This window comes from Thaumasiovibrio subtropicus, assembly GCF_019703835.1.
GTDB lineage: Bacteria > Pseudomonadota > Gammaproteobacteria > Enterobacterales > Vibrionaceae > Thaumasiovibrio > Thaumasiovibrio subtropicus.
Genome location: NZ_AP023054.1, coordinates 2,874,117 through 2,900,701, shown reverse-complemented (window position 1 = coordinate 2,900,701; position 26,585 = coordinate 2,874,117). Strand labels below are relative to the sequence as shown.

At 49.0% G+C, this 26,585-nt stretch carries 23 protein-coding genes; 11 read left to right on the top strand and 12 right to left on the bottom strand.

The genetic code is table 11. The features are described from left to right. Positions 1-55: 55 nt before the first annotated feature. From fabZ to tilS, 7 genes are all read left to right on the top strand, one after another. Positions 56-508: a 3-hydroxyacyl-ACP dehydratase FabZ gene (gene fabZ, locus TSUB_RS12880; RefSeq protein WP_087022920.1), complete on the top strand. Its 453-nt coding sequence runs from the start codon at positions 56-58 to the stop codon at positions 506-508. Beyond that, positions 508-1,296 (top strand): acyl-ACP--UDP-N-acetylglucosamine O-acyltransferase, encoded by a 789-nt coding sequence (lpxA, locus tag TSUB_RS12875; protein WP_087022922.1) that lies wholly within the window; start codon positions 508-510, stop codon positions 1,294-1,296. Before fabZ ends, lpxA begins: the two co-directional genes overlap by 1 nt. A gap of 1 nt (position 1,297) precedes the next feature. Then, complete coding sequence (lpxB, locus tag TSUB_RS12870) at positions 1,298-2,449, top strand: lipid-A-disaccharide synthase (RefSeq protein ID WP_087022923.1); 1,152 nt, start codon at positions 1,298-1,300, stop codon at positions 2,447-2,449. Continuing rightward, positions 2,436-3,038, top strand: coding sequence for a ribonuclease HII (gene rnhB, locus TSUB_RS12865; RefSeq protein ID WP_087022925.1), 603 nt, complete (start codon positions 2,436-2,438; stop codon positions 3,036-3,038). Before lpxB ends, rnhB begins: the two co-directional genes overlap by 14 nt. 157 nt (positions 3,039-3,195) lie before the next feature. After that, positions 3,196-6,675 (top strand): DNA polymerase III subunit alpha, encoded by a 3,480-nt coding sequence (dnaE, locus tag TSUB_RS12860; protein WP_087022927.1) that lies wholly within the window; start codon positions 3,196-3,198, stop codon positions 6,673-6,675. A gap of 54 nt (positions 6,676-6,729) precedes the next feature. Further along, positions 6,730-7,689, top strand: a complete 960-nt coding sequence (gene accA / locus TSUB_RS12855; RefSeq protein WP_087022929.1) for an acetyl-CoA carboxylase carboxyl transferase subunit alpha — start codon at positions 6,730-6,732, stop codon at positions 7,687-7,689. 365 nt (positions 7,690-8,054) lie between these two features. Further along, the gene (gene tilS / locus TSUB_RS12850; RefSeq protein ID WP_087022931.1) at positions 8,055-9,401 is read left to right on the top strand and encodes a tRNA lysidine(34) synthetase TilS; all 1,347 of its coding nucleotides are present in this window, start codon (positions 8,055-8,057) and stop codon (positions 9,399-9,401) included. A gap of 40 nt (positions 9,402-9,441) precedes the next feature. On the opposite strand, the gene TSUB_RS12845 is transcribed toward tilS, so the two are convergent. Beyond that, positions 9,442-9,894 carry a phosphate-starvation-inducible PsiE family protein gene (locus TSUB_RS12845; protein WP_087022933.1) on the bottom strand — a complete coding sequence of 151 codons (453 nt, stop codon included), beginning with the start codon at positions 9,892-9,894 and terminating at the stop codon, positions 9,442-9,444. Between the two features lie 275 nt (positions 9,895-10,169). On the opposite strand from TSUB_RS12845, the gene TSUB_RS12840 reads away from it, so the two are divergent. Beyond that, positions 10,170-11,510: a sodium-dependent transporter gene (locus TSUB_RS12840; protein ID WP_087022935.1), complete on the top strand. Its 1,341-nt coding sequence runs from the start codon at positions 10,170-10,172 to the stop codon at positions 11,508-11,510. Positions 11,511-11,569: 59 nt separating this feature from the next. Here the strand turns inward: TSUB_RS12840 and TSUB_RS12835 are convergent, their stop codons facing one another. The 10 genes from TSUB_RS12835 to TSUB_RS12790 all read right to left on the bottom strand — a co-directional run bounded on the left by TSUB_RS12835 (position 11,570) and on the right by TSUB_RS12790 (position 20,826). Continuing rightward, entirely contained in the window at positions 11,570-12,676 is a 1,107-nt protein-coding gene (locus tag TSUB_RS12835) for a hypothetical protein (RefSeq protein ID WP_087022937.1), read from the bottom strand. Then, positions 12,664-13,764, bottom strand: coding sequence for an ATP-grasp domain-containing protein (locus tag TSUB_RS12830; RefSeq protein ID WP_087022939.1), 1,101 nt, complete (start codon positions 13,762-13,764; stop codon positions 12,664-12,666). Before TSUB_RS12830 ends, TSUB_RS12835 begins: the two co-directional genes overlap by 13 nt. Next, positions 13,761-15,053, bottom strand: coding sequence for a F390 synthetase-related protein (locus TSUB_RS12825; protein ID WP_246616367.1), 1,293 nt, complete (start codon positions 15,051-15,053; stop codon positions 13,761-13,763). The genes TSUB_RS12830 and TSUB_RS12825 overlap by 4 nt, the downstream gene beginning before the upstream one ends. Next, the gene (locus TSUB_RS12820) at positions 15,050-15,913 is read right to left on the bottom strand and encodes an MBL fold metallo-hydrolase (RefSeq protein ID WP_087022942.1); all 864 of its coding nucleotides are present in this window, start codon (positions 15,911-15,913) and stop codon (positions 15,050-15,052) included. Before TSUB_RS12820 ends, TSUB_RS12825 begins: the two co-directional genes overlap by 4 nt. After that, positions 15,882-16,871 (bottom strand): NAD-dependent epimerase/dehydratase family protein, encoded by a 990-nt coding sequence (locus tag TSUB_RS12815; RefSeq protein ID WP_087022944.1) that lies wholly within the window; start codon positions 16,869-16,871, stop codon positions 15,882-15,884. Before TSUB_RS12815 ends, TSUB_RS12820 begins: the two co-directional genes overlap by 32 nt. After that, complete coding sequence (locus tag TSUB_RS12810) at positions 16,868-17,830, bottom strand: 3-oxoacyl-ACP synthase III family protein (RefSeq protein ID WP_246616366.1); 963 nt, start codon at positions 17,828-17,830, stop codon at positions 16,868-16,870. Before TSUB_RS12810 ends, TSUB_RS12815 begins: the two co-directional genes overlap by 4 nt. A 470-nt stretch (positions 17,831-18,300) precedes the next feature. Beyond that, the gene (locus TSUB_RS12805) at positions 18,301-18,489 is read right to left on the bottom strand and encodes a DUF4250 domain-containing protein (RefSeq protein ID WP_087022948.1); all 189 of its coding nucleotides are present in this window, start codon (positions 18,487-18,489) and stop codon (positions 18,301-18,303) included. A 1-nt stretch (position 18,490) separates the two neighbouring features. After that, complete coding sequence (locus TSUB_RS12800; RefSeq protein WP_087022950.1) at positions 18,491-18,694, bottom strand: YaeP family protein; 204 nt, start codon at positions 18,692-18,694, stop codon at positions 18,491-18,493. Between the two features lie 55 nt (positions 18,695-18,749). Further along, positions 18,750-19,622: a GGDEF domain-containing protein gene (locus tag TSUB_RS12795; RefSeq protein WP_087022952.1), complete on the bottom strand. Its 873-nt coding sequence runs from the start codon at positions 19,620-19,622 to the stop codon at positions 18,750-18,752. Between the two features lie 4 nt (positions 19,623-19,626). Then, entirely contained in the window at positions 19,627-20,826 is a 1,200-nt protein-coding gene (locus TSUB_RS12790) for a patatin-like phospholipase family protein (protein WP_221274537.1), read from the bottom strand. A gap of 300 nt (positions 20,827-21,126) precedes the next feature. On the opposite strand from TSUB_RS12790, the gene TSUB_RS12785 reads away from it, so the two are divergent. The 3 genes from TSUB_RS12785 (at position 21,127) to TSUB_RS12775 (ending at position 25,804) form a co-directional block, all read left to right on the top strand. Beyond that, entirely contained in the window at positions 21,127-22,602 is a 1,476-nt protein-coding gene (locus tag TSUB_RS12785; RefSeq protein WP_159064948.1) for a winged helix-turn-helix domain-containing protein, read from the top strand. 106 nt (positions 22,603-22,708) lie between these two features. Next, positions 22,709-23,881, top strand: a complete 1,173-nt coding sequence (locus tag TSUB_RS12780) for an outer membrane protein assembly factor BamB family protein (RefSeq protein WP_087019216.1) — start codon at positions 22,709-22,711, stop codon at positions 23,879-23,881. A gap of 351 nt (positions 23,882-24,232) precedes the next feature. Then, on the top strand, positions 24,233-25,804 hold the full coding sequence (locus tag TSUB_RS12775) for a BCCT family transporter (protein ID WP_087019213.1): 1,572 nt from the start codon (positions 24,233-24,235) through the stop codon (positions 25,802-25,804). Between the two features lie 64 nt (positions 25,805-25,868). On the opposite strand, the gene TSUB_RS12770 is transcribed toward TSUB_RS12775, so the two are convergent. Next, the gene (locus TSUB_RS12770; RefSeq protein ID WP_087019209.1) at positions 25,869-26,582 is read right to left on the bottom strand and encodes a 3'-5' exonuclease; all 714 of its coding nucleotides are present in this window, start codon (positions 26,580-26,582) and stop codon (positions 25,869-25,871) included. Positions 26,583-26,585 lie beyond the last annotated feature (3 nt).

Below are 26,585 nucleotides of genomic sequence, written 5' to 3'. Positions count from 1 at the left end.
CCCGCGACCTGTGGGCCATTTTTGTTTTTCGAACTAATGACACAGGAATACCGTTTTGACTAGCGAGAAAAAAACGCTAAACGTTAACGAAATCAAAGAATTGCTTCCACATCGTTATCCGTTTCTTTTGATTGACCGCGTGACAGATTACCAAGAAGGTGAATATCTACACGCGCTGAAAAATGTCTCTGTGAATGAGCCTCAGTTTACCGGACATTTCCCTGCGTTACCGGTTTTCCCGGGTGTATTGATCCTCGAAGCGATGGCCCAAGCGACAGGCTTGCTGGCGTTTAAAACTTTCGGTGCGCCAGCAGAAAATGAGCTGTACTATTTCGCTGCAATTGATAATGCAAAGTTCCGTAAACCTGTGGAGCCGGGCGATCAACTCATGCTGGAAGTTGAGTTTGTTAAAGAACGCCGCGGTATTGCGCTATTTAATGGTATCGCCAAAGTCGATGGTGCAGTCGTATGTTCTGCTGAACTGAAGTGTGCAAGACGAGAATTCTAATGATTGATTCAACCGCTCAAATTCATCCCTCAGCCGTTGTTGAAGCTGGCGCAGTTATCGGTCCTGGCGTAAAGGTTGGTGCATTTACTTACATCGGATCTGATGTTGAGATTGGTGCGGAAACCGAGATCATGAGCCATGTCGTGATTAAAGGCCCAACGACCATCGGTAAACAGAATCGTATTTTCCAGTTCGCCTCTATTGGTGAAGCATGTCAGGATCTCAAGTATGCTGGTGAACCTACCAAGCTCGTTATTGGTGACCGCAATACGATTCGAGAGAGTGTCACCATGCATCGTGGTACGGTGCAGGATGAAGGCATTACGATTGTTGGTAATGACAACCTCTTCATGATTAACGCTCACGTTGCCCATGATTGTGTGATTGGCGACCGATGCATCTTTGCGAATAATGCCACGCTTGCGGGCCACGTTAAAGTGGCAGATCATGCCATTATTGGTGGCATGTCGGCAATTCACCAATTCTGTCATATTGGTGCACATTGCATGCTAGGCGGCGGTTCGATTGTCGTTAAAGATGTCCCTCCATTTGTAATGGCGCAAGGCAACCATTGTGCACCTTTCGGTATCAATGTCGAAGGACTGAAACGTCGTGGTTATAGTAAGCCAGCTATTATGGCGATTCGTAAAGCGTATAAGCTGATTTATCGCAGTGGTAAAACGCTGGCTGAAGCACGTCCAGAGATAGAGGCGCTTGCGCAAGAGCATGAAGAAGTAAACACGTTTATTGAGTTTCTAGATAAATCCACGCGCGGAATTATTCGATAAGATGACCCGACCTCTTCGTATTGGTATCGTCGCCGGAGAAATCTCCGGCGATATTTTAGGTGCGGGGTTAATCCGTGCTATTCGAGAGCAGCACCCTGATGCCGAGTTTGTTGGTATCGGAGGCCCTCGCATGAATGCCCTCGGTTGTCAGTCACTGTTCGAGATGGAAGAGTTGGCTGTTATGGGGCTCGTGGAAGTGCTCGGCCGATTACCACGCTTGTTAAAGGTGAAGGCTGAGTTGGTCAACGCTTACAAAGCGAATCCGCCGGATGTGTTTGTTGGCATTGATGCGCCTGATTTCAACTTACGGCTCGAGCAAACGCTAAAAGAGCAGGGGATGCGCACTGTGCACTATGTCAGCCCCTCCGTTTGGGCATGGCGTCAGAAACGTATTTTTTGGATAGAAAAAGCGACGCATCGAGTACTGGCCTTCTTGCCTTTCGAAAAAGCCTTTTACGATAAGTTCAATGTGCCTTGTACCTTCGTTGGCCACACCATGGCTGATGATATCCCCCTTGAGATGGACAAATCGGCAGCGCAAGCCGCGTTAGGGTTGGACAGTAATAAACGTTGGTTAGCTGTTTTACCAGGGAGTAGAGGGGGTGAAGTCAGCAGGTTGAGTGAGCCTTTCTTGCAAACCTGTGTTCAACTCAAAGCACAACACCCTGATCTCGCGTTTGTTGTTCCGATGGTAAATGAAAAACGTCGTCAGCAGTTCGAGGCGATTAAAGCCGCCGTCGCCCCAGATTTGCCAGTTACCGTTGTCGGCGCTGAGGCAAGAAATGCCATGGCGGCAGCGGATGTCGTGCTACTCGCTTCGGGGACTGCGGCGTTGGAATGTATGCTAGTGAAGCGCCCTATGGTCGTGAGTTATAAAGTTAACAGCTTTACTGCCTGGCTGATGCGCCGTTTACTTAAAACACCTTATGTCTCCTTGCCCAACATTCTCGCCGACCGAGAGTTGGTGCCTGAATTGCTGCAAGAGGAATGCGACCCTAAGTTATTGGTAGAAAAATTAAATCACTACTTATCGAGTGATAACCGCGCATTAATTGACATATTTACTGAGTTGCATCACTCGATACGATGTGACGCAGACCGCACGGCCGCGAAAGCTGTGTTAGAAGAGATAGCACTACATGAAAGAGTTTGAACCTTTTGAATACCCGCAAGCAAACTATATTGCGGGAGTTGATGAAGTCGGTCGTGGTCCTCTCGTTGGCGCTGTTGTGACTGCAGCCGTGATTTTGGATCCTGATAACCCGATCGAGGGGTTAACGGATTCAAAGAAACTGACGGATAAAAAGCGAGAAGCGCTGTTTGATGAAATCAAAGCGAAAGCACTGAGTTGGTCTCTAGGCCGATGTGAAGCCAGTGAAATCGATCAACTTAACATCTTGCAAGCAACAATGGTCGCCATGCAGCGGGCGGTAGCCGGACTCGATGTTAAGCCGGACTATGTCTTGGTGGATGGAAACCGAACCCCCGAGTTTGGGGTGACGGCTCAAGCCGTCGTAAAAGGCGATCTGCGCGTCGCTGAGATTTCTGCTGCGTCTATTCTTGCTAAAGTGACCCGTGATCGCGAAATGGCTGAATTGGATGTCCAGTTTCCCGCCTACGGCTTTGCAAAGCACAAAGGTTATCCAACCAAAGCACACTTTGAAGCATTAGCCGAGCATGGCCCAATCAGCGAACATCGTCGTAGCTTTAAGCCAGTGAAGCGTGCGCTCGGTATCGAGTAAGCCTTAGCACGAGCAATAAATTGCAAACTCACTCGTTGGTTTGCGTATACTGATTTAAGTTCAGCACTCTCAAGGGCTGAACGAGTTGTAATCCCAATATCTATCCGCCAGACTGGGCAGGAACAGATAATCTATTCTCTCGGAAGTATTACCCCGTATGGCTGAACCGCGTTTTATTCATCTTCGAGTTCATAGTGATTTCTCTATGGTCGATGGTTTGTCAAAAGTCGGCCCGCTGGTGAACAAGGTTGCTGAGTTAGGCATGCCTGCCATGGCGATGACAGATTTCACTAACCTTTGTGGCTTGGTGAAATTCTATTTTGGTACTCATGGTGCAGGCATCAAGCCGATTATTGGCGCTGATTTTAAAGTGCAGTGCGAGCAGCTTGGTGATGAGCTCACTGACTTAACTGTATTAGCAATGAATAATACCGGGTATAAAAACCTGACGTTGCTGATCTCGAAGGCCTACTTGCGCGGTCATGTGCAGCATATGCCAGTCATCGACCAAGAGTGGTTAATAGAGCTCAGTGAAGGGTTGATCTTACTCTCGGGCGGTAAAAACGGCGATCTAGGCAAGGCACTACTGAAAGGTAATATGGCTTTGGCGAACGAGTTTGCCGATTTTTACCAGACGCATTTCGCTGACCGTTACTACTTAGAGCTGGTGCGCACAGGTCGACCAGATGAGGACGCATACATAGGTTTTGCTGTCGAGTTTGCGCAAGCGCGAGAGCTACCTGTAGTGGCCACCAATGATGTACGTTTTATCTCCCAAGATCAGTTTGATGCTCACGATATTCGTGTCTGTATTCACGGTGGTTACACCCTTGAAGATCCGCGACGCCCTCAAAACTACAGTGAGCAGCAGTACCTTCGTAGTGAAGAAGAGATGTGCGAGCTGTTCAATGATATCCCTGAAGCGATAGAGAACAGTGTTGAAATTGCCAAGCGTTGTAATGTCACCGTGCGGCTGGGGGAATATTTCCTACCTAACTTTCCTACTGGCGACCTGAGTGTTGAAGATTACTTAGTAAAAGTCTCTGAAGAGGGGCTTGAACGCCGTTTGCAGTTTTTGTTCCCAGACGAGAAAGAGCGCGCTGAAAAACGCCCTGAGTATGATGAACGCTTAGAGATCGAGTTAAAAGTGATCAATGACATGGGGTTCCCGGGTTACTTCTTGATCGTCATGGAGTTTATCCAATGGTCTAAAGATAACGGGGTGCCCGTAGGGCCTGGGCGGGGCTCGGGTGCGGGTTCATTAGTTGCTTATGCGCTAGACATTACTGATCTTGACCCACTCGAGTTTGACCTGCTATTTGAGCGTTTCCTCAACCCTGAACGTGTCTCCATGCCCGACTTTGATGTCGATTTTTGTATGGACAAGCGTGACTTGGTCATTGATCACGTTGCTGAGTTGTACGGCCGTGATGCGGTATCGCAGATTATTACCTACGGTACAATGGCTGCGAAAGCGGTAATTCGTGATGTAGGGCGTGTGCTTGGCCATGGTTATGGCTTCGTCGATCGAATTTCGAAGCTCGTACCGGCCGAACCGGGCATGACGTTGAAAAAAGCGTTTGAAGCAGAGCCTCAGCTCGGTGAGATCTACAACGCGGATGAAGAAGTCAAAGCACTCATTGATATGGCGCGCGTGCTCGAAGGGGTGATTCGAAATGCCGGTAAGCACGCAGGTGGTGTCGTTATCTCGCCAACCACGATTACTGACTTTGCGCCTTTATATTGTGACGCAGAAGGCCTTAACCCGGTCACCCAGTTCGACAAGAATGACGTCGAAACAGCAGGCTTGGTCAAGTTTGACTTCTTGGGCTTGCGTACGCTGACCATTATTGACTGGGCGTTGGGGATGATTAACCCGCGTTTGGCGCGGGAAGGCAAAGAAGAAGTCAACATTGCGGCGATTCCGATGGCAGACCGTCGAAGCTTTGACATGCTGCAAAACGCTGAAACGACAGCCGTCTTCCAGCTCGAATCCCGTGGCATGAAAGAGCTTATCAAGCGTCTTCAACCGGACTGCTTTGAAGATATGATCGCATTGGTTGCCTTATTCCGACCGGGACCATTGCAGTCAGGCATGGTAGATAACTTTATCGACCGTAAGCATGGTCGAGAAGCGATCTCTTATCCCGATGAAACCTGGCAGCATGACTGTTTGAAACCCATCCTAGAGCCGACTTACGGCATCATTCTCTATCAAGAGCAGGTGATGCAGATTGCTCAGGAGCTATCCGGCTACACCTTGGGTGGCGCAGATATGCTTCGCCGTGCGATGGGTAAGAAAAAACCCGAAGAAATGGCGAAACAGCGCGCGACATTCGAAGAAGGCGCAGTAGCCAACGGTGTCGATGGCGAGTTGGCGATGAAGATCTTTGACTTGGTTGAGAAGTTCGCCGGCTATGGTTTCAACAAATCTCACTCTGCGGCCTATGCACTGGTCTCCTATCAAACCTTGTGGCTAAAGGCCCATTATCCGGCTGAGTTTATGGCGGCGGTCATGACGGCGGATATGGATAACACCGATAAGATTGTTGGCTTGGTGGATGAGTGTTTGCGGATGAAGCTCACCATCTTACCGCCGGATGTCAACAGTGGTTTATACCGCTTTAACGTTAATGAAAAAGGCGAAATTGTATACGGTATTGGTGCGATTAAGGGGGTCGGTGAAGCGCCCATTGAAAACATCATTGAGGCGCGTGAGAAGGGAGGCTATTTCAAAGACCTCTTCGATTTTTGCGCCCGTATTGATACCAAAAAGGTCAATAAACGCGTACTTGAAAAACTGATTAAGGCGGGAGCGTTAGATAGACTAGGCCCTCATCGTGCCGCGCTGATGGCGTCACTGGATGATGCGGTGCGTGCAGCGAGCCAGCACCATCAAGCACAAGCTTTTGGTCAGGGAGATATGTTTGGTGTCCTCACTGAGGCGCCGGAGGAAGTTGAAACCAAGTATGCACAAGTGGCGGCTTGGCCCGATAAAGTCTGGTTAGAAGGCGAGCGTGAGACATTAGGGCTATACCTCACAGGGCATCCGGTCAACAGCTACATTAAAGAGCTCAAGCACTATACGACGTATCGCTTAAAAGATGCGCAGCCGAGCGGGCGCGATAAAGTGGTAAGTGTTGCGGGGCTCGTTGTTGCTGCACGCGTGATGACAACAAAACGTGGCTCACGAATCGGTCTCATGACGTTAGATGATCGTTCAGGCCGGATGGAGGTCATGTTATTTTCAGACATACTGGATAAGTACCTAGATCTGGTAGAAAAAGACCGTATTGTGGTTGTCAGTGGACAGGTCAGCTTTGATGACTTCAACGGTGGCCTTAAAATGACAGGCCGTGAAGTCATGGATCTCTCTTTAGCACGAGAGAAGCATCTGCGCGGTTTGGCAATCTCGGTAACTGATAAGCAGATTGATGATCAATTTTTTGCGCATTTTAGCGACATACTCGAACCGCACCGAGCAGGATTGATCCCCATAAATATTTACTACCAGCGTCAGGATGCTCGGGCCAAATTGACGTTGGGCACAGAGTGGCGTGTTACGCCAACAGATGAACTAATTGATCAACTGAAGCTCCTACTAGGTGAGCAACAGGTAGAACTTGAATTTAACTAAACCCCGTATGCAGTTTCACTTCATGTGAGGTGCATAAAAAGGATTTGAATTGGTATGAGCCTTAATTTTCTAGAGTTTGAACAGCCAATCGCGGAACTTGAAGCGAAGATCGAAGCCCTGCGTGGCGTATCTAAGCATGATGAGAATGCCGCGGTTGATTTAGGTAAAGAGATTGAGCTGCTTGAGAACAAGAGTCTTGAGCTAACGAAGAAAATTTTCTCTGATCTGGGTGCATGGCAGGTGGCTCAGTTAGCGCGTCATCCACAGCGTCCTTACACTCTGGATTATATCGAGCATATCTTCACTGAGTTTGATGAGCTCGCAGGTGATCGTGCCTACGCAGATGATAAAGCGCTTGTTGGTGGTGTTGCTCGCCTCGATGGTAAACCAGTGATGATTATTGGTCACCAAAAAGGCCGTGAAACCAAAGAGAAAGTGATTCGCAACTTTGGTATGCCAAAACCTGAAGGTTACCGCAAAGCGCTGCGCCTAATGGAAACCGCCGAGCGTTTTAACATGCCAATCATCACTTTTATCGATACGGCCGGTGCTTACCCGGGTGTTGGTGCAGAGGAGCGCGGTCAGTCTGAAGCCATCGCACGTAACCTAAAAGTGATGTCAGGATTGAAAGTTCCCGTTATCGTTAACGTTGTTGGCGAAGGGGGTTCTGGTGGCGCACTGGCTATTGGTGTGGGCGATGTGGTTAACATGTTGCAGTATTCCACTTACTCGGTGATTTCACCAGAAGGGTGTGCCTCTATCTTGTGGCGTGATGCCAACAAAGCTGACCAAGCGGCTGAAGCGATGGGGATGACCGCAGATCGTCTTAAAGAGTTAAGCCTGATTGATAATATTATTCAAGAGCCAATGGGCGGCGCGCACCGTGATGTGCGTATGATGGCTGAGAACGTTAAAGCTACGTTGCTGGCGAATCTTGCGGATCTTGAAGGTCTTGATACTGAGAACCTTTTGGCACGTCGTTATCAACGTCTAATGAGCTACGGTTACTGTTAAGCCGCACCTCTCAATGTCATTGAGAATACAAGGGCCGACAAGTTTGACTTGTCGGCCCTTGTTTTTAACAATGCCTATACTCAAGCCACCTCAAGATGCAGGATTCAGAAGCAGACTAGCGCGTTGAGTTCAAGGCAAAGGTGCGAAGGAATGGCTTTCCCCTTTCTAACACCTTTAACGCAGAAATCGGGGCGCTAGTCGCTTCCCGAAGGGCGAGTTTTCTAGGCTCGCCACCTTTGTTACTGCTTTTTGATGTAGTTGACTAGACCTTCAAAGCAGTGCCTCGATGGCAAACCTAGAAATTCTCGCTGAACAAGCATCTTGAGGTGGCTTGAGTATAAGATTGACTGACCTTTTGAGCACCTATGATCTATTCCCTTGTTGAACAGCAATTACTCAACACGCTTTCCCCTTCTGGCCGCATTGTTTTGGGTTTCAGTGGCGGCTTAGATTCACGTGTTCTCCTGGAGTTATTAGCCAGGTTTCATCAGCGCCATCCGCAGTACGCTGTGCACGTTGTTCATGTTCATCATGGCTTGAGTCAACATGCCGATGATTGGGAAAGTCAGTGCGAACAGTGGGCGAGAGAAGCTGGTTTACCCTTTCAGTGTGAAAAGGTGGTGGTTGACGCCAGTGACGGCGGTATCGAGCAAGGTGCTCGGCGGGCGCGATACGCAGCGCTGCGTAAACACATGACCTCGGATAGCTTATTAGTCACCGCTCAGCATCAAGATGATCAGTGTGAAACCCTGTTGTTAGCGTTAAAGCGTGGCTCTGGGCCGAGAGGACTCGCTGCAATGCCAGCACTTTGCGCCTTTGCTGGCGGCTTGCATCTCCGTCCACTTTTGTCGTTGTCGCGACAGGCGCTGGAAACGTATGCCGAAGCGGCGAATCTGAGCTGGGTTGAGGACGAAAGTAATGCCGATGATCGCTATGATCGCAACTTTCTACGGAACCAAGTGCTGCCCATGCTCTCCGCCCGCTGGCCGGCGGTGAGTCGCAACATCGCCCGCAGTGCGCAACTGTGCGCTGACCAAGAATCCGCTTTGTCGTTATTGCTAGTCGAGAAGCTCTTGGCGATATCAACACCCCAAGGGCAACTGCGATGTGACGCATTGTTGGCTCAAGATAAGGTACTGCAACCCCAATTGTTGCGCCAATGGCTTGCTAATCAGCATTGTACTATGCCGTCAGCCGCACAGCTTGCCGCCATGTTGAGTGAGGTGGTGGCAGCCAAACAGGATGCCAATCCACAATTATGCTGGCAGTCATATCAATTGCGTCGCTTTCAAAACACGCTGTGGGTGGTTAGGCCAACTCAGTCGCTAGTCGAGTGTGAGGTGAAGCTAGAGGTGGGTAAGGCCACTGTGTTGCCTGATGGTCTTGGTGAGTTGCTCTTAGTGCCGAGAGAAAGTGACGCGCCCGATGATAGAGCAAGTGAGTCGTTGGCTTTACCGTTACGCCAACCGGAGGCAGGGCAAAAGGTGCAAGTGCGCTTTGGGGTTGAGGGGTTGAAAGTACAGCCTGTCGAGCGACAGGGTGGTCGCCGCAAAATGAAGAAGTTGTTCCAAGAATATGCGGTGCCGAGTTGGCAGCGAGATCGGATGCCAATGGTCTTTTATGGCGAAGAACTGGCCGCGATTGCGGGGTTATTTGTCTGTAAGGGCTTTGAAGGGACGGCATTAACGCTGCGGTGGAGCGCGCCTAAATAGGTTTGAATATATCTAGGCGCAAAAACGGAGTTGCTATCGCTTAATCAAGCGTTTCGTGTACTTTGTCTTTTGACGGTATTTGATGAACAAACCAGTACGCAAACGATGCAGCAAAGAAAACCAATGCCAATGATGCCACTTGCCATGCGTCGTATTTCTCTAAGTCAAGCACAATGACTTTTCGTGCGGCTGCCATCAACGCGGTGGCAATAACGATCTTCACGTGGATCACTTCTTCTCTCAGGTAGACTGTGATGTTGATGAAGATTTCAATGGCAATTAACACCGCCATGAAAGCGCCAAATAGCGCGAGTAGATCTGATACCTTCAAGACAAAGTGAGGAGGGTGCATCAGTTTTTGTGCCATCGTCCAGCCGACATCTAGCACACCCATCACAATCAATACAACCATGAACAGTGCTAAGAGTTTTACTGACAAGTGAATGACCCGGTGGAAGGCATCAATCATCTTGTCGTCAGTATGTTGTTTCATGGTAAACCTCCCAATCATTTAAGGAGAGGGGAAGATAGCAGGGGTTATTATGGAACTTAAATTGTGATGTATGTCGATGTGTAACTAATGCCGCTGATATGTAAATGGTTGCGGTTATCCCGAGTTGGCGTGTCAGTAATACCGAATCAGTACAAAAACTCACCATTTCGTAATGGCTGGTTTACAAAATTTAGGGATTTATTTTGCTATTGGGCTTGTACTCAATACACTTAAAGACTAGTGTACTAGCTCGCTAGTTTATTTGAGGTGTGGCGATGCAACGCGAACATTTTAGCTCCCGATTAGGGTTTGTATTGGCGGCCGCTGGTGCTGCGGTAGGCCTTGGCAATATCTGGGGGTTTCCAACCCAAGCTGCGTCTAACGGCGGCGGCGCTTTCCTTTTTATCTATCTCCTTTTAATTTTGATTGTTGCTTACCCAATGCTATTGGTTGAGATGGCGATTGGTCGTCATGGTCAAGCAAACCCGATCGACAGTATGCGCGCGGTAGGGAAAACGCCCTTAACCAAAATGTTGGGTGAAGGGGTGGGCTGGATTGGCTTGGCCGTGCCTTGTTTAGTCCTTGCGTTTTATAGTGTGGTTGCCGGCTGGCTTGTCGCGTCGATGCTAGGGGCAGCGGCACACCTTGCGGGATTAACCTCGGCAGCAGAATGGCTCAAAGGCTTCAGCGTTGGCCGTAATATCTTTGGTGTCGTGCTGTTCTATTTACTGACCATCTTGATTGTTAAAGGTGGCGTCAAGCAGGGCATCGAGAAGTGGTCGAAACGTCTCATGCCTGCACTGCTTGCTCTGTTTGTGATGATGTTTGTCTACATCATGACGCAGCAAGGTGCCGTTGAAGGTTTGAAACACTATCTGGTGCCCGATTTTAGCCGTATCTGGGATAAAGATTTAATCCTCGCAGCGATGGGACAAGGTTTCTTTTCTTTGACCATTGGTGGCTGTTCAATGCTGATCTATGGTTCTTACCTAAGCAAATCAGAATCCTTACCTAAAACGGCCATGTCTGTGACCTTGGTTGATACAGGGGTGGCGTTTTTAGCAGGCTTGGTTGTATTACCGGCCATGTTTGTCGCGATGCAAAATGGTGTTGAAATTTATGATGCCAATAACCAGTTGATCGACTCTGATACGCTTGTGTTTAGTGTATTGCCCTTGCTGTTTGATAAGTTGGGTTATGTGGGTGACATTGTTGCGCTGGTGTTCTTTGTATTGATGACAGTGGCGGCGTTGACCTCTTCGATTTCGATGTTGGAATGTCCAGTGGCGTTGGTCAGCGAGCGTAGCGGTGTCTCTCGCGGTAAAACAAGTTGGTTGCTGGGTGGCGTGATTGGTTTGTTTAGTATTGTATTGGTGTTTAACTTCCCGGGTATGTTTGGGATGGTGGCGACCATTGCGACACAATATTTCCAACCGTTTGCTGCGTTGCTCTTCTGTCTATTTGGCGGCTGGGTATGGTCTCGTAACGGCAAGATGAATGAAATTCTGCAAGGAGATCCGGATTTTGCACAGTCACTCTATGGGCGCATCTGGCCTTGGTACGTGAAGTTTGTTTGTCCTGTCTTGGTCTTCACCGTACTTTGGGTCACCATTTAATCGTCTTAGTAATCCCATCATGGACCGAAAGGAGAATCTCAGATTCTCCTTTTTTATTGTTACAACTGATTTTTCTCCAACATGGGCGCATAGAAACGACGTGTGAGTTGACTCAATGTCTGCCAAACCATTCGTTGCAGCATGGATAAGTGTGCCACATACACATAGCTGCACTCGATGGTCGGCTTAGCATGGCGACTACGTTTATAGTGGGGCGCGCCAGCGCTAAGGTTAAAGCTGAGCTGGTGGCGGTGAGCATAATCGAGGGTGTACCACGATAACCGCCGATACAGTTGTTCTGCTTGAGGGCGAGTCGTATCGAAACCAAAAACCGGTGTGGTCATGGTGTTGTCTTGCACCACAAAGCCCACTGCACCTCGCAAGGTCGCTGTTTTCCCTTCACTCGATGGCATGTCTTGGAACAAGCCAACGAACTGCATCAATCCTTGAGCCTGCATGGTTTCCATATACTCAAGGGTAAAACGAATATTGTGTTGACTGTATTTCTCTAAGTAGAGCATGTCGTAGTAGCGTTTGGCCCATTGAAACTCGTCTCGGCCCTGAAGAGGGCGATAATGCCAACCCGCTTGGTTCGCCAGACGCGTATCTTGTTTAAAGTCTGTGCCCGGTTTGCCGTCTGGCGTGAGCACGTACACTTGCCTCGTTACTATGGGTAACCAATTGTCTCTCTTTAGTGAGGCAATGAGTTTGGGTTGCTGAATGGTATTGAGCGAGCGCAGCATCAATGCATGTTGAGGGGCGCGTTCAAGTGCGTGGTTGCGTAGTTGGCTTATATCGGTTTGCTGCCAGCTCTCATCATACATATTGGTGGAGAGGCATTGGTTGTTCAGTACCTGTAGTTTATCTACCTTGGCCCAACGTAGGGGGAGTGAGGCCAGTTTAAGCAATAGCTTGCTGGCCGCGCGTTGAATAGGATGAGTGAGCTTAATCAATTCATCTTGGCCGTATCCCAGTAAGAGTGTAGAGGGCGCGACCACATAGCAGTTGTTCTCTTTTGGCTCACTGAGGGTGGAAAAGTACCGCTGGTTGTTCACGGTGTATTGGGCAAACTGACACGCCAAACGCTCGATAGCGCATCCCCCTTTTTGCTGCATGAGAGTAGTAAATGCGTTTTGCCACGCCTCGGTATGATTTATCCGTTCCATTCAATATCCCATGTCGATGCACGTGTCAGGGAGCAGCCTTGACGCAGGCTTTCGACCCACAACGCGATAAAACTGAGCGTTGAGGCCAATGGCGGTAACGCTGCCTCTGTTAAAACCGCTTCTCCTTGCCGATAAGTATTGAGTAACCCCCGGAAGTTATTGTCTTGAAGAGCTTGTTTGGTAAACAGCCCGAACAATGGCAAGCCAATGTGTTGCAAAGTAGCTTTGTAAGGCTGGGTTCTCCAATTCCCTTTGCTATCGAGAGAAATGCCTTTGGCGAGGAGATGTAGGCCACTGGTTGCGCGAGGATTGCACTCAATCACGAACAGCTGGTTGTCCTTTTCAATAAAATCGAACGCAACTTGGCCATGATATTGAGTGTGTTGACCAAAGTGCTGCATAAAGCGAGCGAGCTCCGCATTGTCATAAGGTGCAAATGCGGTGGCCGCACTGCCATTTAAGCCCCATAAGGGACGATAAGCTTGATGGGCAATGAGACGACCGTGCGTATATATGGCGTAGTTGCAGATCGGTTCGCCATCAAGCATACGCTGGGCAACCCAAGGTTGTGTTGAGGATGGCTGACAGTTGGCTCGGCATTGGCCGGGATAGATCACCGCTTCGCCAAATCGACTAAAAACAGGCTTGAGTAAGTGATCTGGGTATTGTGCCAGTTGATCTCGATGCTGAAGGAGCCGGGTTTCTGGTACAGAAACACCAGCGATGTTGTTAATGAGTTGAAGAGCGGCATATTTATTATGGAGTTGGCTCAATAGACGGTGATTCGGTGCAAACAGTGGCAGTTGATCATGCGGGTATTGGGAAAGATGGAAGACCTCTTCACAGGTTGGAATGACCAAATCAATACGCTGCTGCTGACAGAAACTGGCAATGGCGTGAACACAGCTCTGCGGAGTAAAGCGCGGCGCGGGGTAGCGAAAGAAGCCTTCGATATCCTTTGCAAATCGTCCTAGAGGCCAACGTAGGCTGTCCGCAAGCCAGACGCGATGCTTATTTCCTGCTTGTCGCAGGATATTGACCCACTCTACCGCAACAGGCGCACGTGCACCGGTAATGAGAATGTTCATGGCATGCTCCTTAGTGTTGAAGCGGCGAATGGCGGATTGTGTTGGTTAACGACGCGACGCTGTTTAACACTGGGTTGCCATAGGGGCTCTGGGGCAAATTGAAACTGTATATCGCTGCTGCCAAGTTGTTTAAACAGGGCTTGTAAACCCTTAGCGATCACGTGGTGTTGCTCGTTAGGCGCTTCAACACTCACTAGTGCATGACCGATTTGGCTGATACGGTAATTACACTGTGGGAAGGCGTGCAGGGTTATGGTGCGGCTGATCAAATCAGGTAGCACAGAGATGGCTTTTTGCTCAGTGTTTGCCGCAGGCAATGAAAAGCAGTCGCCGCATCGCCCTACAATGCGGTTAATCGCTGCAAATATGCCGTCATCTTGCCGATGTTCAATGATGTCATCAAGTCGGTAGCGAATAATGGGCTGTGTCGTACGCTTTAGATCGGTGATGATCGGCACGTAGTGTGTTTTGTCTGTATCGATCCACTCTTTTTCCAGATAGATCAGATCTTCATTCCAACGCAGCGTGCCATGTTGATCACTGCACGCTAAAAAGCCTTCGGTACATTGATAGATTTCATGCACATCACAGCGCAGTTGCGCTTCAAGCCAATGCCGATCCTCTTGAGTCAGTACTTCTGCTCCAGAGATGACGCGATCAGGGGCGAGCGTTTTTTGATGCGAGGCGGCCAACATTAACGCTTGCGCACTGCCAACCATGAGTGTGGGGTTGAAACCCTCTAGTTGAGGTAACCACGTCGAGAGTGGTTGCGTGAGATCGCAGTAGTGAAAGGCGATGCGTCCACGTTTTACACTGTGATAAAGCGGGCTATCAGCGCGTAGCAATAGGGCAATGCGCTGCTTTTTTACTAATGAAGGTAACAGTTTACCGGTTATGCTTGCCGCCCATAACGCGCGTTCATCATCACTGGCGAGAAACAGACCTCGCCTTCCAGACGTTCCGGAGGAGAGTCCAACGGTTATATTGCCCAGCTTGGAATCACTAAACTGACGTGACTGCTCGGCGTGTAATGCGGTCGCCATTAAGTCAGTACTGGATAAGCCTTGTGTGTTGAGGCTATCGAGATTGTCCATCATGGTGGCTTTGTCCATGATAGGAAAATCCGTTAATGCGCGACCTCGATAGGGGGCGTAGAAAGGTGAGTGGGCGCATACCCAATCGAGCTGTTGAGAAAGGCGTCGTTGTTGCCATTGTTCAAGTTGAGCGCGATGGCGAAACCGAGGCCAACGTGCATGCATAAAATCCTTGGCAAATGTTAGCGCTTTCATCGCATCCATTCCTTCTGTTTGAGTGCATTTAGCGTGTCACTGCAATGCGAAGGGACGAGGATCATTTTGTCACCCAGAGTATGGTAACACTGGCGTAGCGCCTGCAAGGTTTGCTGATAAGCGCTGCGATCATCGCAGATAATCCCAGCAATCCAGTGTTGATCAATATTGTCCCGTAGGTTATCGATCAGCCAGCAGGCATCAGCGACGAGAAAAAGCCATTGGGTTTCTAATCGGATCAATAGACCAAGATGACCCGCAGCATGGCCCGGTAAATTAACGAGGTAAAGCTGGTGGTCGTCATCCAAGTTTGCCGCATATAGCGGGATGGGATCGGGTGTCTTCAGTATCTCATCTAAACGACGAGAAAATTGCGAGTGATAATGGCATTGGCTGCGTTGCGACGCTGGCAATAGTGCATTGAGATACCCTTTACGTACCGCTTTCCATCGCGGTTTTTTACTCAAAGCCTCAATGCCTCGTGGATGACAGTGGAGTATCGCCTCAGGAAACTCGCAGACGGCAGCGATATGATCGGCGTGAAAGTGCGACAGGACAATATGGCGCACGGCACTCTTTTCGATGCCGATCTGCGTGAGTTGAGTCACGATGTGCTCTGTCTGATCGAAATGGCAGGGCGTGGTCATCGCGTAGCACTTTTCAGGAAAATGTCGCGTGGCATCGAAAAAGCCTTGATGGTAACCCGTATCAAACAAGATCACCCCCATGCTTGGATGGCGAATAACCGCAATGCCTGCGGGGAAACGACGAGGTTTCAGGCCGAGCTTAGGATTCACCACAAATCCTGGGTGGGTGCAGTGACCCACTTCAAGCAGTCTGACTGAGATACCATTTGGCATAGCGTTCAATTCCTTCTTCGAGTGATACGTGAGGGTGATAACCGAGTTCACGTTGCGCTTTACGGATGTCGAGGGTTTGGTGGTAATGCAGCAGTGCTGCGCTGTAGCGTGTCAGAACCGGCTCGGGTTGGTGAGGTAACCATTGGCAAACGCGCTCCACCAAGTGAATCAAGGGTTTTATCCACGGATAGGATAAATGGCGAAAACGCACGGGTTGTCCGAGTGCGTCAAATAGCTGAGATAGCACCGACTGCAACGTGGTGGGTGTCCCATTGGTGATGTTATAGATTTCACCGCGACGGCGTTTGTCAGTGGTTTCTAAGGCAAGTAGGCAGGCGTCAGCGACATTATCGACGTAGGTTAAATCCATTAGCGGCTGCCTTGACGATGGCAAGGTCAGGACACCATGGCGTCTTGCTCGCAGCAGGCGCGGCACAATGGCGGTGTCTTCCGGGCCAAAAATCCCCCTCGGTCGTAAAATGGTGGAATGTAAATCTTCGGCTAACACGACCGACTCTGCTGCGGCTTTGCTGGTGGCATAGTGATTGCAAAACTGCGTCGGCAGTGGCTGTGCTTCGCTAATATTCTCTGCATCACGATAAGCAAAATAGACACTGGGTGTTGAAACATGGATAAGTGTCTTAACCCCATTGACGTGCATCGCTTCCATTAGGTGTTGCGTGCCCGTCACATTGTGTTGATGAAAGGCTGCGGGTTTTCCCCACGGGCTGGACAGCGCTGCGCAGTGAATGACAGCATCTATGTTCTCGCAAGCGCGAATCAGTGCTTCTTTATCCCCTAAATCAACGTGTTGACCTTCTACCTTGTACTGGTCACTGATTTGCGACAATTTGGCTTGGTTACGCCCTATAAAGCGGATGGGGTAGTCTTGATGTGCTTGACGAATGATGGCTTGGCCCAGCATGCCCGTCCCGCCGGTAATCAATAGTGTTGTCATAAGGTGATCACTCCCATACCAAGTGATAGCCCCGCGGCAGTGCCAACGAGTAGGACTTTTTTCCCCGCCGCATTTTTTCCGTATTGCTGGCGCTGTAGATGCAACATTGTGGGTAGAGAAGCGGAGACCTGATTGCCCAGCCAACTGATATGATTACTGATCTTTTCGGCGTCGATGCGCAGTAGTTTCGGCAGTTTAGCGAGTGCTAACGCACTCGCTTGATGTGGGATGACGGCATCAAGCTGATCAAGGGTAATGCCTGCACTGTTGAGAGTGCGTTCAACAAAGGTCGGCAGCAATTTGGCAGCATGACGAAAGAGCTTGCGACCTCGCATTTCAAATTGACTCGCGGCAAGAAGCTGTTCATAGCTATTCTGGCGTGGATTGAGCCCCGTTCCTCCGGCCTTGATTTGGCAATAGTCGTAACCGCAGGGGTGGGTTTCAAAGTTAGTTGCAGATAAACCTTGCCCTTCGGGTGAGGCTTCAATGATAAAAGCGGCCGCACCATCACTGAATAGCGAAGCAACTTCTGCCTCCTGATATCGAGTCGTTGGGGAGGCGAGCTCGCTGCTGACAATCGCAATACGCTGATATCGGCCAGCTATTAGTGCGGTTTGCGCCATATCGAGTGCTGTCAGAAAGGAGAGACAGGTGCTGTTAATATCAAACGAAGCAATGGGCACAGGGCAGCTGAGATGGTGAAGCAAGGCCGCGGCATCGTAAGGCAATGCTTGATGCTGAGTGCCACTGGCGTAGATGAGTAAATCGATATCTCGCCATTCACAGTTTGCTTGCTGGAAAGCCTGTTGAAGCGCATCCGCCGCCAGTGTGAGCGCGCTTTGTTGGTTGGTTGCCCAAAAGCGTTCTTTCACACCAAATCGCGTGGCAAGTGTGTTGCTATCAATATTGAGCTGAGCAGATAAGCGATTGCGGCTAAGGTGGTCATCGCCTAATCGCATTCCGCTACCTATTATCCTAAAGGCCATCATCTTTCCTTACTGCTTTAATTGAACGGTGTTCATTTTAGCTTTAATTATACATTGTTCAATAATCATTCAGGTTTGATGCGAGCAATATCACATTGCATCTGGCGAAGGGGAGCAGCGAGAGAGGAGGGAATATAAAGGTGAAGGAGGTTCACCTTTATACTCAAACCACCTCAAGATGCTTGTTCAGCGAGAATTTCTAGGCTTGTCAACAAGGCACTGCTTTGAAGATCTAGTGGGCTAAATCAAAAAGCAGTAACACAGGTGGCAAGCCTAGAAAACTCGCCCTTTGGGAAGCGACTAGCACCTCGACTTCTGCGTTAAAGGTGTTTGAAAGGGAAAGCCATTCCTTCACACCTTTGCCTTGACCTCGATGCGCTAGGCCGCTTCTGAAGCCTGCACCTTGAGGTGGATTGAGTATATAGCTAATAGCGCGATCGCGCTTATCGAAACTGTTTAGCGTCTTCGAGGTACTCAAAGCCCGCTTTGGCGAGACGATCCACGAGGAGCGCTTTATCAAGATCAAGCGACTTGACGAGGTTATCAAGGTCGCCAAACTCATCGCGGAGTTTCATGTTGACAATGCTCATCAGCATCACGGGATCCATGGTTTGATAGTTACTCAAGCTCATCTTAATCCTCGTGATCACTCATTAGCAGGTTTGCAGCTGCAAAAGCCGCTTTTTCACGGACATGCTGTGGGACTTCAGTGCTGTTGGCTATTTCATTCAGTGCACGGACAGAGCAGGCGATAGATTGTGGGATAAAGCCCAAATCACCACTGCCGATCTGCGCATAGACTTCACGAACCAAGTCACAACAATCATAAACTTTCATTGGTTTTCTCTCATAATAAGTACTGCGATCAATATACTTCAAATGAGAGAAAATATCATCTACGCGCTTTTTTAAAGCGCTTGTTCTCGTAGAGGTTGGCATCAGCACGCTCGTATAAGCTGCGTGCATCGTCGCCTTTTTTCCAGTAGCTATAGCCGAAAGACGTGCCAACGTTGTAGTCTGGAAGCAGTTGGTCTTCCGCTATTAATTTGACGAGGCGTTGGGTAATCACTCGCGCGGATTTGACGCAGGTCGGTTGAATAATGGCAAGAAACTCATCACCACCAAGGCGGTAACAACGATCAGAGGTACGAATAGCCTGCTTGAGGAGTTGAGCAAAACGCACCAACATATCATCCCCCATACTGTGACCATGCATATCATTGACCTGTTTGAAGTTATCCAAGTCAAATGCCATTAAGATCAGGCCATCCTCATGACGCTGACTGATGGCGATGGCATGTTCAATATCATGCTCGTAGCTTGTACGGTTGCCTATGCCAGTAAGGTGATCCTGCAAAGCCATGTTTTTGACTCGCTGGTACTCTATCGCCATCATCAAAGGGCCTGCTAAAAGGCGATGATATTGATGCAGCATCTCAACTTCGTCGCGATCCAGCGCGTAAGGGGTGAAGTATTGCAAGCTGCCCAAACTGTGTTGTGCGTATTTTAAGGTAAAGGTATGGCGGTATTCAGAAGGTTGACCGCGGCGAATGATGCTGCAGGTATCTTCGAAATCCCAGATCAAGCGACTAATGTCGATCTGCTTTTCCACTTCACGAATGAATGTTTCCATGAGCAGACTTAGATCCAGTTTCCCTTGTAGTTTCTGGAGCACGAGTAAACGCTGATCAGACTCTAGACGCCGCATTGGCATCGTCTGTTCAGCAGTACTGCTTACGGATTGTGTCCACATAAACTGATCCATTTTATCACCTATAACGTTGAGCAATATTATCTAAGCAATTAATGAGCCAGATCAACCTTAGGTGAAAAAATAGACACATAAGATAATGAAAATTAAGAGAGAAATTTTTGATTTCAGTTTCCCTTTCTATGGTGTCGTCAAAACCTCGACGGATGAGTGACTGAATATAGTCGCTCTCAAATAGGATGTAGCTGGTAATGGCAGCATCTTGCCGAGGGCTAATCCCTATCATGCGCAAGAGCAGTCTGGCTGCTTGCGGCATATGGCAATAGTTCTCCTCAGCAAGCGGCTCAAAGGGCAGCTGTGGGGACAAGTGCAAGTTGTCAATTGTACGTAAGGTGCTGTTTGCTCGGCTCTCTTCGCTGAGGCTGGCAATGAACTCATTAAGACGTTGCATGTGGCAGAGATCCGCCTCTAACGAATCGCTGAAAATGGTATCCATGAGATGGCCTCCCAATTGTGCTAATCCTGGCGTTTTCGGCGGACGGTTGAGTCTTTGGGATTTGTTGATGAGATCAATCACCAATATTTTGTCAGCCCCCATCTCGATGGCGGGTTTTAATGGCGCAAGCTGGTGGATTGAACCATCGCCGTAATAATGACGATCAATGCGTGAGGCTGGGAAAAGTAACGGGATTGCAGAAGAGGCGAGTAGATGCTCGGTGTGCAGCAGTTGCCTCACACCCTCTTGTTTACTGGATCGCCAGTTGGCAATCTTATTATTGCCTTGATAAAAGGTGACTGCGTGGCCATCGTGATACCGCGAGGTCGTGATGCTAATGGCATCCAAGGATCCTTGGTGGATTTGTTTTTCTAGTTTGCTGTAATTCACCACTTGGTTTAGTAGGTGCCGTAGCGGGCGATTATCAAACAAGCCAAAAGGGCGTGGCTCTAGATGTTCACTCTGCATTCTAGAAAGCCATTGTCGGCCGATATGACGGCTTACCCCAGACCAGTTGGCGGCAAAGATACGCTCAGTGTGCAGCCGCGCCCAAAGCCATTCCAATTTTTTGACGCCCAATCGAAAGCTACTGTTGTAGCAGGCGAGAGAGACAGCATTGATGCCGCCTGCGGAGGTGCCGCAAATGATGTTGAAGGGGGAGTGGTGGACTCGCGGGTACCATGAGGCAATCGCTTTTAATACCCCGACTTGATAGGCGGCACGGGCACCTCCCCCGGTAAGAACTAAACAGGTTTTGCTCATAGGCTCCCTTTGTTTTGTGGTGAGAGTCGAGATGAACGTACTGTAACTCAATGAAAATGCTTTTCTTTAAGCATAATTCATCCCATGGAGTTCGCGTGTTTTTTATCAATAGCAATGCCGTTCACGACTGAAAGGGGGAGCTTGCGCGATGTTTGCGATGGGGTGTGAACCTTCCCGCATAACTGTTGAGATTCATTTTAATCTGCCTGTGACCGACGAGAAGCATGAGGTAAAGCGATACGTGGTTGGTTACATTGAGCTAGCGTAGATGAAAAGAATCAATAGATGGAGGAAGCCGTGATGCCGTGGATGCTAGGTGAGGCGTTGGAGTTCAATGCGGAAACGCTACAGTTGAGCAATGGGGAAGAAGCCATTGATCTTGAACCTAAGCAAGCGGCGTTACTTCACCTTTTCATCACTCATCCAGGACGAGTTATTTCAAAGGAGGAGATCTTAGCGCAGGTTTGGTCGCAGCGCGTTGTCGGAGATGAAGTGATTTATGTGGCCGTCGCTGGGTTGCGTCAAGCGTTAGGCGATAGTGCGCGAAGCCCACGTTTTATCCGCACAATGTCAGGAAGAGGGTATCAATGGGTTGGAGAGGCATCACTGCAAGCTGATCAAGCCGCTCATTCTGAAGAGAAGACGCGCGATACAGAGGTGAAGTCGTCTAGGACGGCGCAACAGAGTCTGGGATCACGGCGTTATGTCTATGTTGTGCTGATGCTGATTATCTTTGCGATGGGATATAGGGGATGGAGATCATTAGAACAGAGCGCAGAAGACGACAGAAGTGGCGCTTCTAATGCTTCACAAGCTGTGTCGATTGAGGCACTACCGCCTGAATCTGTTGAGCTATTTAATCAGGCTCGGTATTTGCTCTCTCAACCAGCCTCGCATTATCGAGAAGCAGAAATGCTACTCAAAGAAGTGATCTCTCAACATCCCGATTTTGATGAAGCATATTTATCGCTGGCAGCAGCAAAAACAGCGAGGATGTTCGACGACTACCCGAGGGTAAAAGCCAAAAGAGCGGCTATTGCGCGTTTGCTGGAGAGGGTGCTTGAGTTATCCCCAGATCATCGCCTCGCTCATGCACGAATGGCAAATGTTGAGTTCGTCTTATTTCGGCACTTTGATAAGGCTCGCCACCATTACGAAATGAGCTTGCCCAATGTGGAAGGACACTTTTTTTATAGCCAGTTTTTATTAGCCATGGGTGAGTACGAAGAGGCGCGGTCGCAACTTCAGGATTATATCAATGCGTATCCGCAAGGTTACTCCAAAGAAAGTGTTGCTTGGGTCTATACCATGGGGGGCGATTATCAAAAAGCCTTAGAAGAAATTGAAAAGCTTGCGCCCTATGCCAACGAGCACTTTTACTACCATGTTTCCAAACAAGCCGTGCATGAGCTGTTGGGGAATCATGATTTGTCGTTTCAATCGCTAAAACGCGTGATGGCTGATGCAGGCTATCAATCTAAGTCACTGGATGAGGTTCAGCATCGATTTGAGCAACAAGGGCTGGCAGGCGTCTACCAATGGTTGCTAGACGACCCTCGACAGCTCGATATTGGGCAATATCACCCGCCCTTGTCCCTCGCCCGGTATGCGATAGGCGCTGGCGACAATGCATTGGCATTGACGTATTTAACGCAAGCAATGCAAGAAGATGATTATCGATTATTGTGGCTTGGCAGTGATCCTAAATACTTACCGCTTCACGGTGAACCAGCGTTTAAAGCCATGCTAGAGCAATTGGGGTTGAAGGGGTCTTAAGCTTATCTTAAGAAAACCTTTAGATTATATTTATATAAAATTCAGGATCTTAATAGATGGTGTGATTAATGTTTAGAACGCACATTGTTTAAAAAGGAACTGAAAAATGAATGCGTTAAAGGCGATGTTATATCCGCAAGTATGGGCAATAGTATTGCTCTGTTGCTCGACTACGTTATCGGCGGCGATGGATACCGATCGCTATTTGTCGAGCTATCAAATCGGCAGTGAGTTGTGGGCATCGCCCATTGTAAAAGACAATATTGCTTATATTGGTGCAGATAACGGTATTTTTTATGCGGTTGATTTAGAGGGGCAAGGAGCGAGATGGACTTTCGAGACTGGGGGAAAAATTCGGTCTGACGCGGCAATCTCACAACATCTTATCTATTTTAGCAGTGACGATGGCTATCTGTACGCGTTGAATCGTTGGAGTGGTGTACTACGTTGGAAGTTTAATCTTGCCGACGGTGATGTAGAGCGCATCTTGCCAGCAAACTATGCGCCATGGGCGTTTGATTTTACTAAGTCGTCACCTGTCGTTGATGGCCAGTTTATCTATGTAGGAAGTGCAGATGGCCACTTGTATGCCATTCATAAGACAACGGGTAGCTTGCGTTGGCGCTTTAAAACCGAGGGTATGATTCGCTCAACCGCAGCGGTAAACCAACAACATGTCTATATCACCAGTTGGGATGGCAGCATCTACGCGTTAGAGAAAGCAACGGGTCAACTCGCTTGGACATACAAGACAGGTGCGACGATTTCGTCTGATCCGGCGCTTATTGGGGAGATGCTTGTTGTCGGTTCCCGCGATGCACATCTCTACAATATTGATGCGCAAACAGGCAAACTGGTTTGGCGCCAGCCTTTGCCGGGACAGTCTTGGATTGAGTCAACCGCGGTAGAAGCGGAAGAGGCAGGCTACTTCTATATTGGGTCTTCTGACGCCAAGTTGTTGATGAAGCTTGAGGCCCTATCGGGTGACATTGTCTGGCAAGCTGACACGCAAGGCTGGTCATGGTCGACACCACTGGTCACTGAAGACGCTATTTACATCGGTAGCGTCGGCGCTCAAGAATACTGGACGCCAGTAAAGCGTGGCTTCTATGCGGTAGATCCAGAGAGCGGACAACACCTCTGGCAATACCAACCTGCAGCTTCTGCAAAGTGGTTGCATGGTGGCGTTTATGCGACACCTGCGACAGTCGGAGAAAACAAGCTTGTGATTGCCGATTTAGATGGATATCTACATCTCTTAAAGGCCGATATTGACTAACAAACTGTCATACGCTCATGTCTGCTGTTGACGTGAGCGTTTTTGTTTACGCCTCGCACTTTTTCTCCTCAGTGGCGTTAACCCGCTTGGGTATCCCACACGTTTTTTGAAATGCCCTCGATGATGATCAAGCGTCAACCGACATTGCATGCATAGGTATTGTGACGACTTTGGTGAAGATGGTCGTTAGAGGTTAAATTTTTGAGTCTAAATCTTTCATGCGGAATCTCCTCTGAGAACCCTTATTTGATAAGGTTGACATTGAGTAGTGTTCAATGTTTTGATCGGCGCTCATTCGTAAAAAGCTTATAGTACGAAACAAATGTGCTGGGCGGATATTCAGGATAAATAATGAGTAAACACGATAAGTACAGTATTGATAGTACTGACTACACGGTAGGGCAGGATAATGTCCAGAAATGGGGGTTTGACGTCCATAACCCTGTTTTTGGTATCAGTGCGGGATTAATCGTACTGTTTCTACTTGCGGTAATGTTGAGCGACGCAGCGTCTGCTAAGGCCGCATTAGATGGACTAAAGTGGACCATTATTGCTAAGTTTGATTCCCTCTTCTTATGGGCCACGAACCTTTTTGTTCTCTTTTGTATCGGTCTAGCTGTTTCGCCTTGGGGTAAAATTCGTATCGGCGGACAGGACGCGGAAGCGGAGTACTCGCGCATTTCTTGGCTTGCGATGCTCTTTGCCGCGGGCATGGGTATTGGCCTAATGTTCTGGGGTGTCGCTGAACCTGTTGCTTATTTTACGGGCTGGTATGAAACGCCGTTGGGCGTTGAAGCCAATACGGAAGCCGCGAAAAAACTCGCTCTGGGTGCAGTCATGTATCACTGGGGACTACATCCTTGGGCTATCTATGGGGTTGTTGGTCTGGCGTTGGCATTCTTTGCCTTCAATAAAGGGCTACCTCTCTCTATTCGTTCTATCTTCTATCCTATCCTTGGTGATCGTGCATGGGGTTGGCCGGGGCATGTTGTCGATATTCTTGCCGTATTGGCGACGCTATTTGGTTTAGCGACCTCGCTTGGACTTGGCGCGCAGCAAGCCGCCAGTGGTATCGAGTATGTGTTTGGTATCGAAAGCTCACTCGGCGTGCAGGTCGCAGTGATCAGCTTTGTAACGCTATTAGCTATCTACTCTGTGGTTCGTGGTATTGATGCAGGGGTTAAGTTCCTCAGTAATATCAACATGGTCGTTGCGATTGTGTTGGTTATTTTTGTTGCACTGGTCGGCCTTGCGGTTTCTATGGGGACGATTCCGACCTTGATCGGTGGTTACATCGAGAACATTATTCCATTGAGTAACCCACATGGTCGTGAAGATGAAGCTTGGTTCCATGGTTGGACTATCTTCTACTGGGCGTGGTTTATTTCGTGGTCACCGTTTGTCGGGATGTTCATTGCTCGTGTTTCAAAAGGCCGCACAATCCGTGAGTTTATGGCGGGTGTGTTGATTGCACCGACCTTGTTCACTGTGATCTGGATGTCAGTGTTTGGTGGTCAAGCGATCGACCAAGTACAAAACAAGGTCGGTTTACTGGGTGAAAATGGTCTGACAGACGTATCACTTGCTATGTTCCAGATGTTTGATGCCCTGCCGATGGGCACTGTCTTGTCTTTTGTCGCGATTGTGCTGGTCATGGTGTTTTTCATCACTTCGTCGGACTCAGGTTCGTTGGTTATCGATAGCATTACAGCAGGTGGTAAGATTGATGCACCCGTCCCTCAGCGTGTCTTCTGGGCAACGGTCGAAGGGGCAATTGCAGCCGCGATGCTATGGGTTGGTGGTAAAGAAGCGATTGAAGCGCTGCAAGCGGGAGCGATTTCAACGGCGCTACCTTTCGTCTTTATTCTGCTTTTGATGTGTGTGAGTTTGGTGCTTGGGCTACGGACTGAGCCTCGCAATTAATTCGCGCTGAGTCGATCATGATTGAGGCCTTCCCCGTGGGAAGGCCTTTTTTATCCCTTCAATACTATACCCAAAGCGCAGACAGGGGAGTCTCGGGCGTATAGTGGTGGGCGATTTGTGCTTGTAACAACTCTGCGGTTGCGATGGCATCGCTCAGCGCATGGTGAGGTTGGTAGACGGGTAATCCATAGCGCTCCCGAGAGGATCCTAACCGCACTGATCCCGGTTTTTTCCCCATTAATCTGTTAATCCATCCGCCATGCTGTTGACGCTGTACCGCGCTTTCAATGGCCATCGTATCAACTACCGGAAACTTGATGCCCTCGCCAAGGCGTACTTTTAGGGCTTCATCAAGAAAACTGCGTTCAATATGTTGGTAGTGAACGACAATGATCTTTCCTGTCAAGTGATCGAGTAGTGGTGTGAGTAAACGGCGTAAGTCAGGGGCTTCGTCTATCTCTGAGTGAGTAATGCCATGGATAACCACGGACTCTTCACTGAGTGGTTTTCGTGGATTGACAATCCAATGTTGAGCCTCTCGGCAGTAGATACGCTGTAGTGTGAATGGGACGAGACCAATACTAATGATGTCATCTTTTTTGGCGTTAAGCCCAGTGGTTTCAAGATCCAGTGCGACAAACTCGACTTCAGATAAGGGCGTGCTAGCCGCTTGAACCCCTTGGCGATAAAAGCGCTGCAAGGCGAGATCTTTACTCTTTTGCGCTTGGTTTTGGTAGATGTTCTGCCAATCGAGGGCTGTTTTGGTCAGCGGTTTCATGGT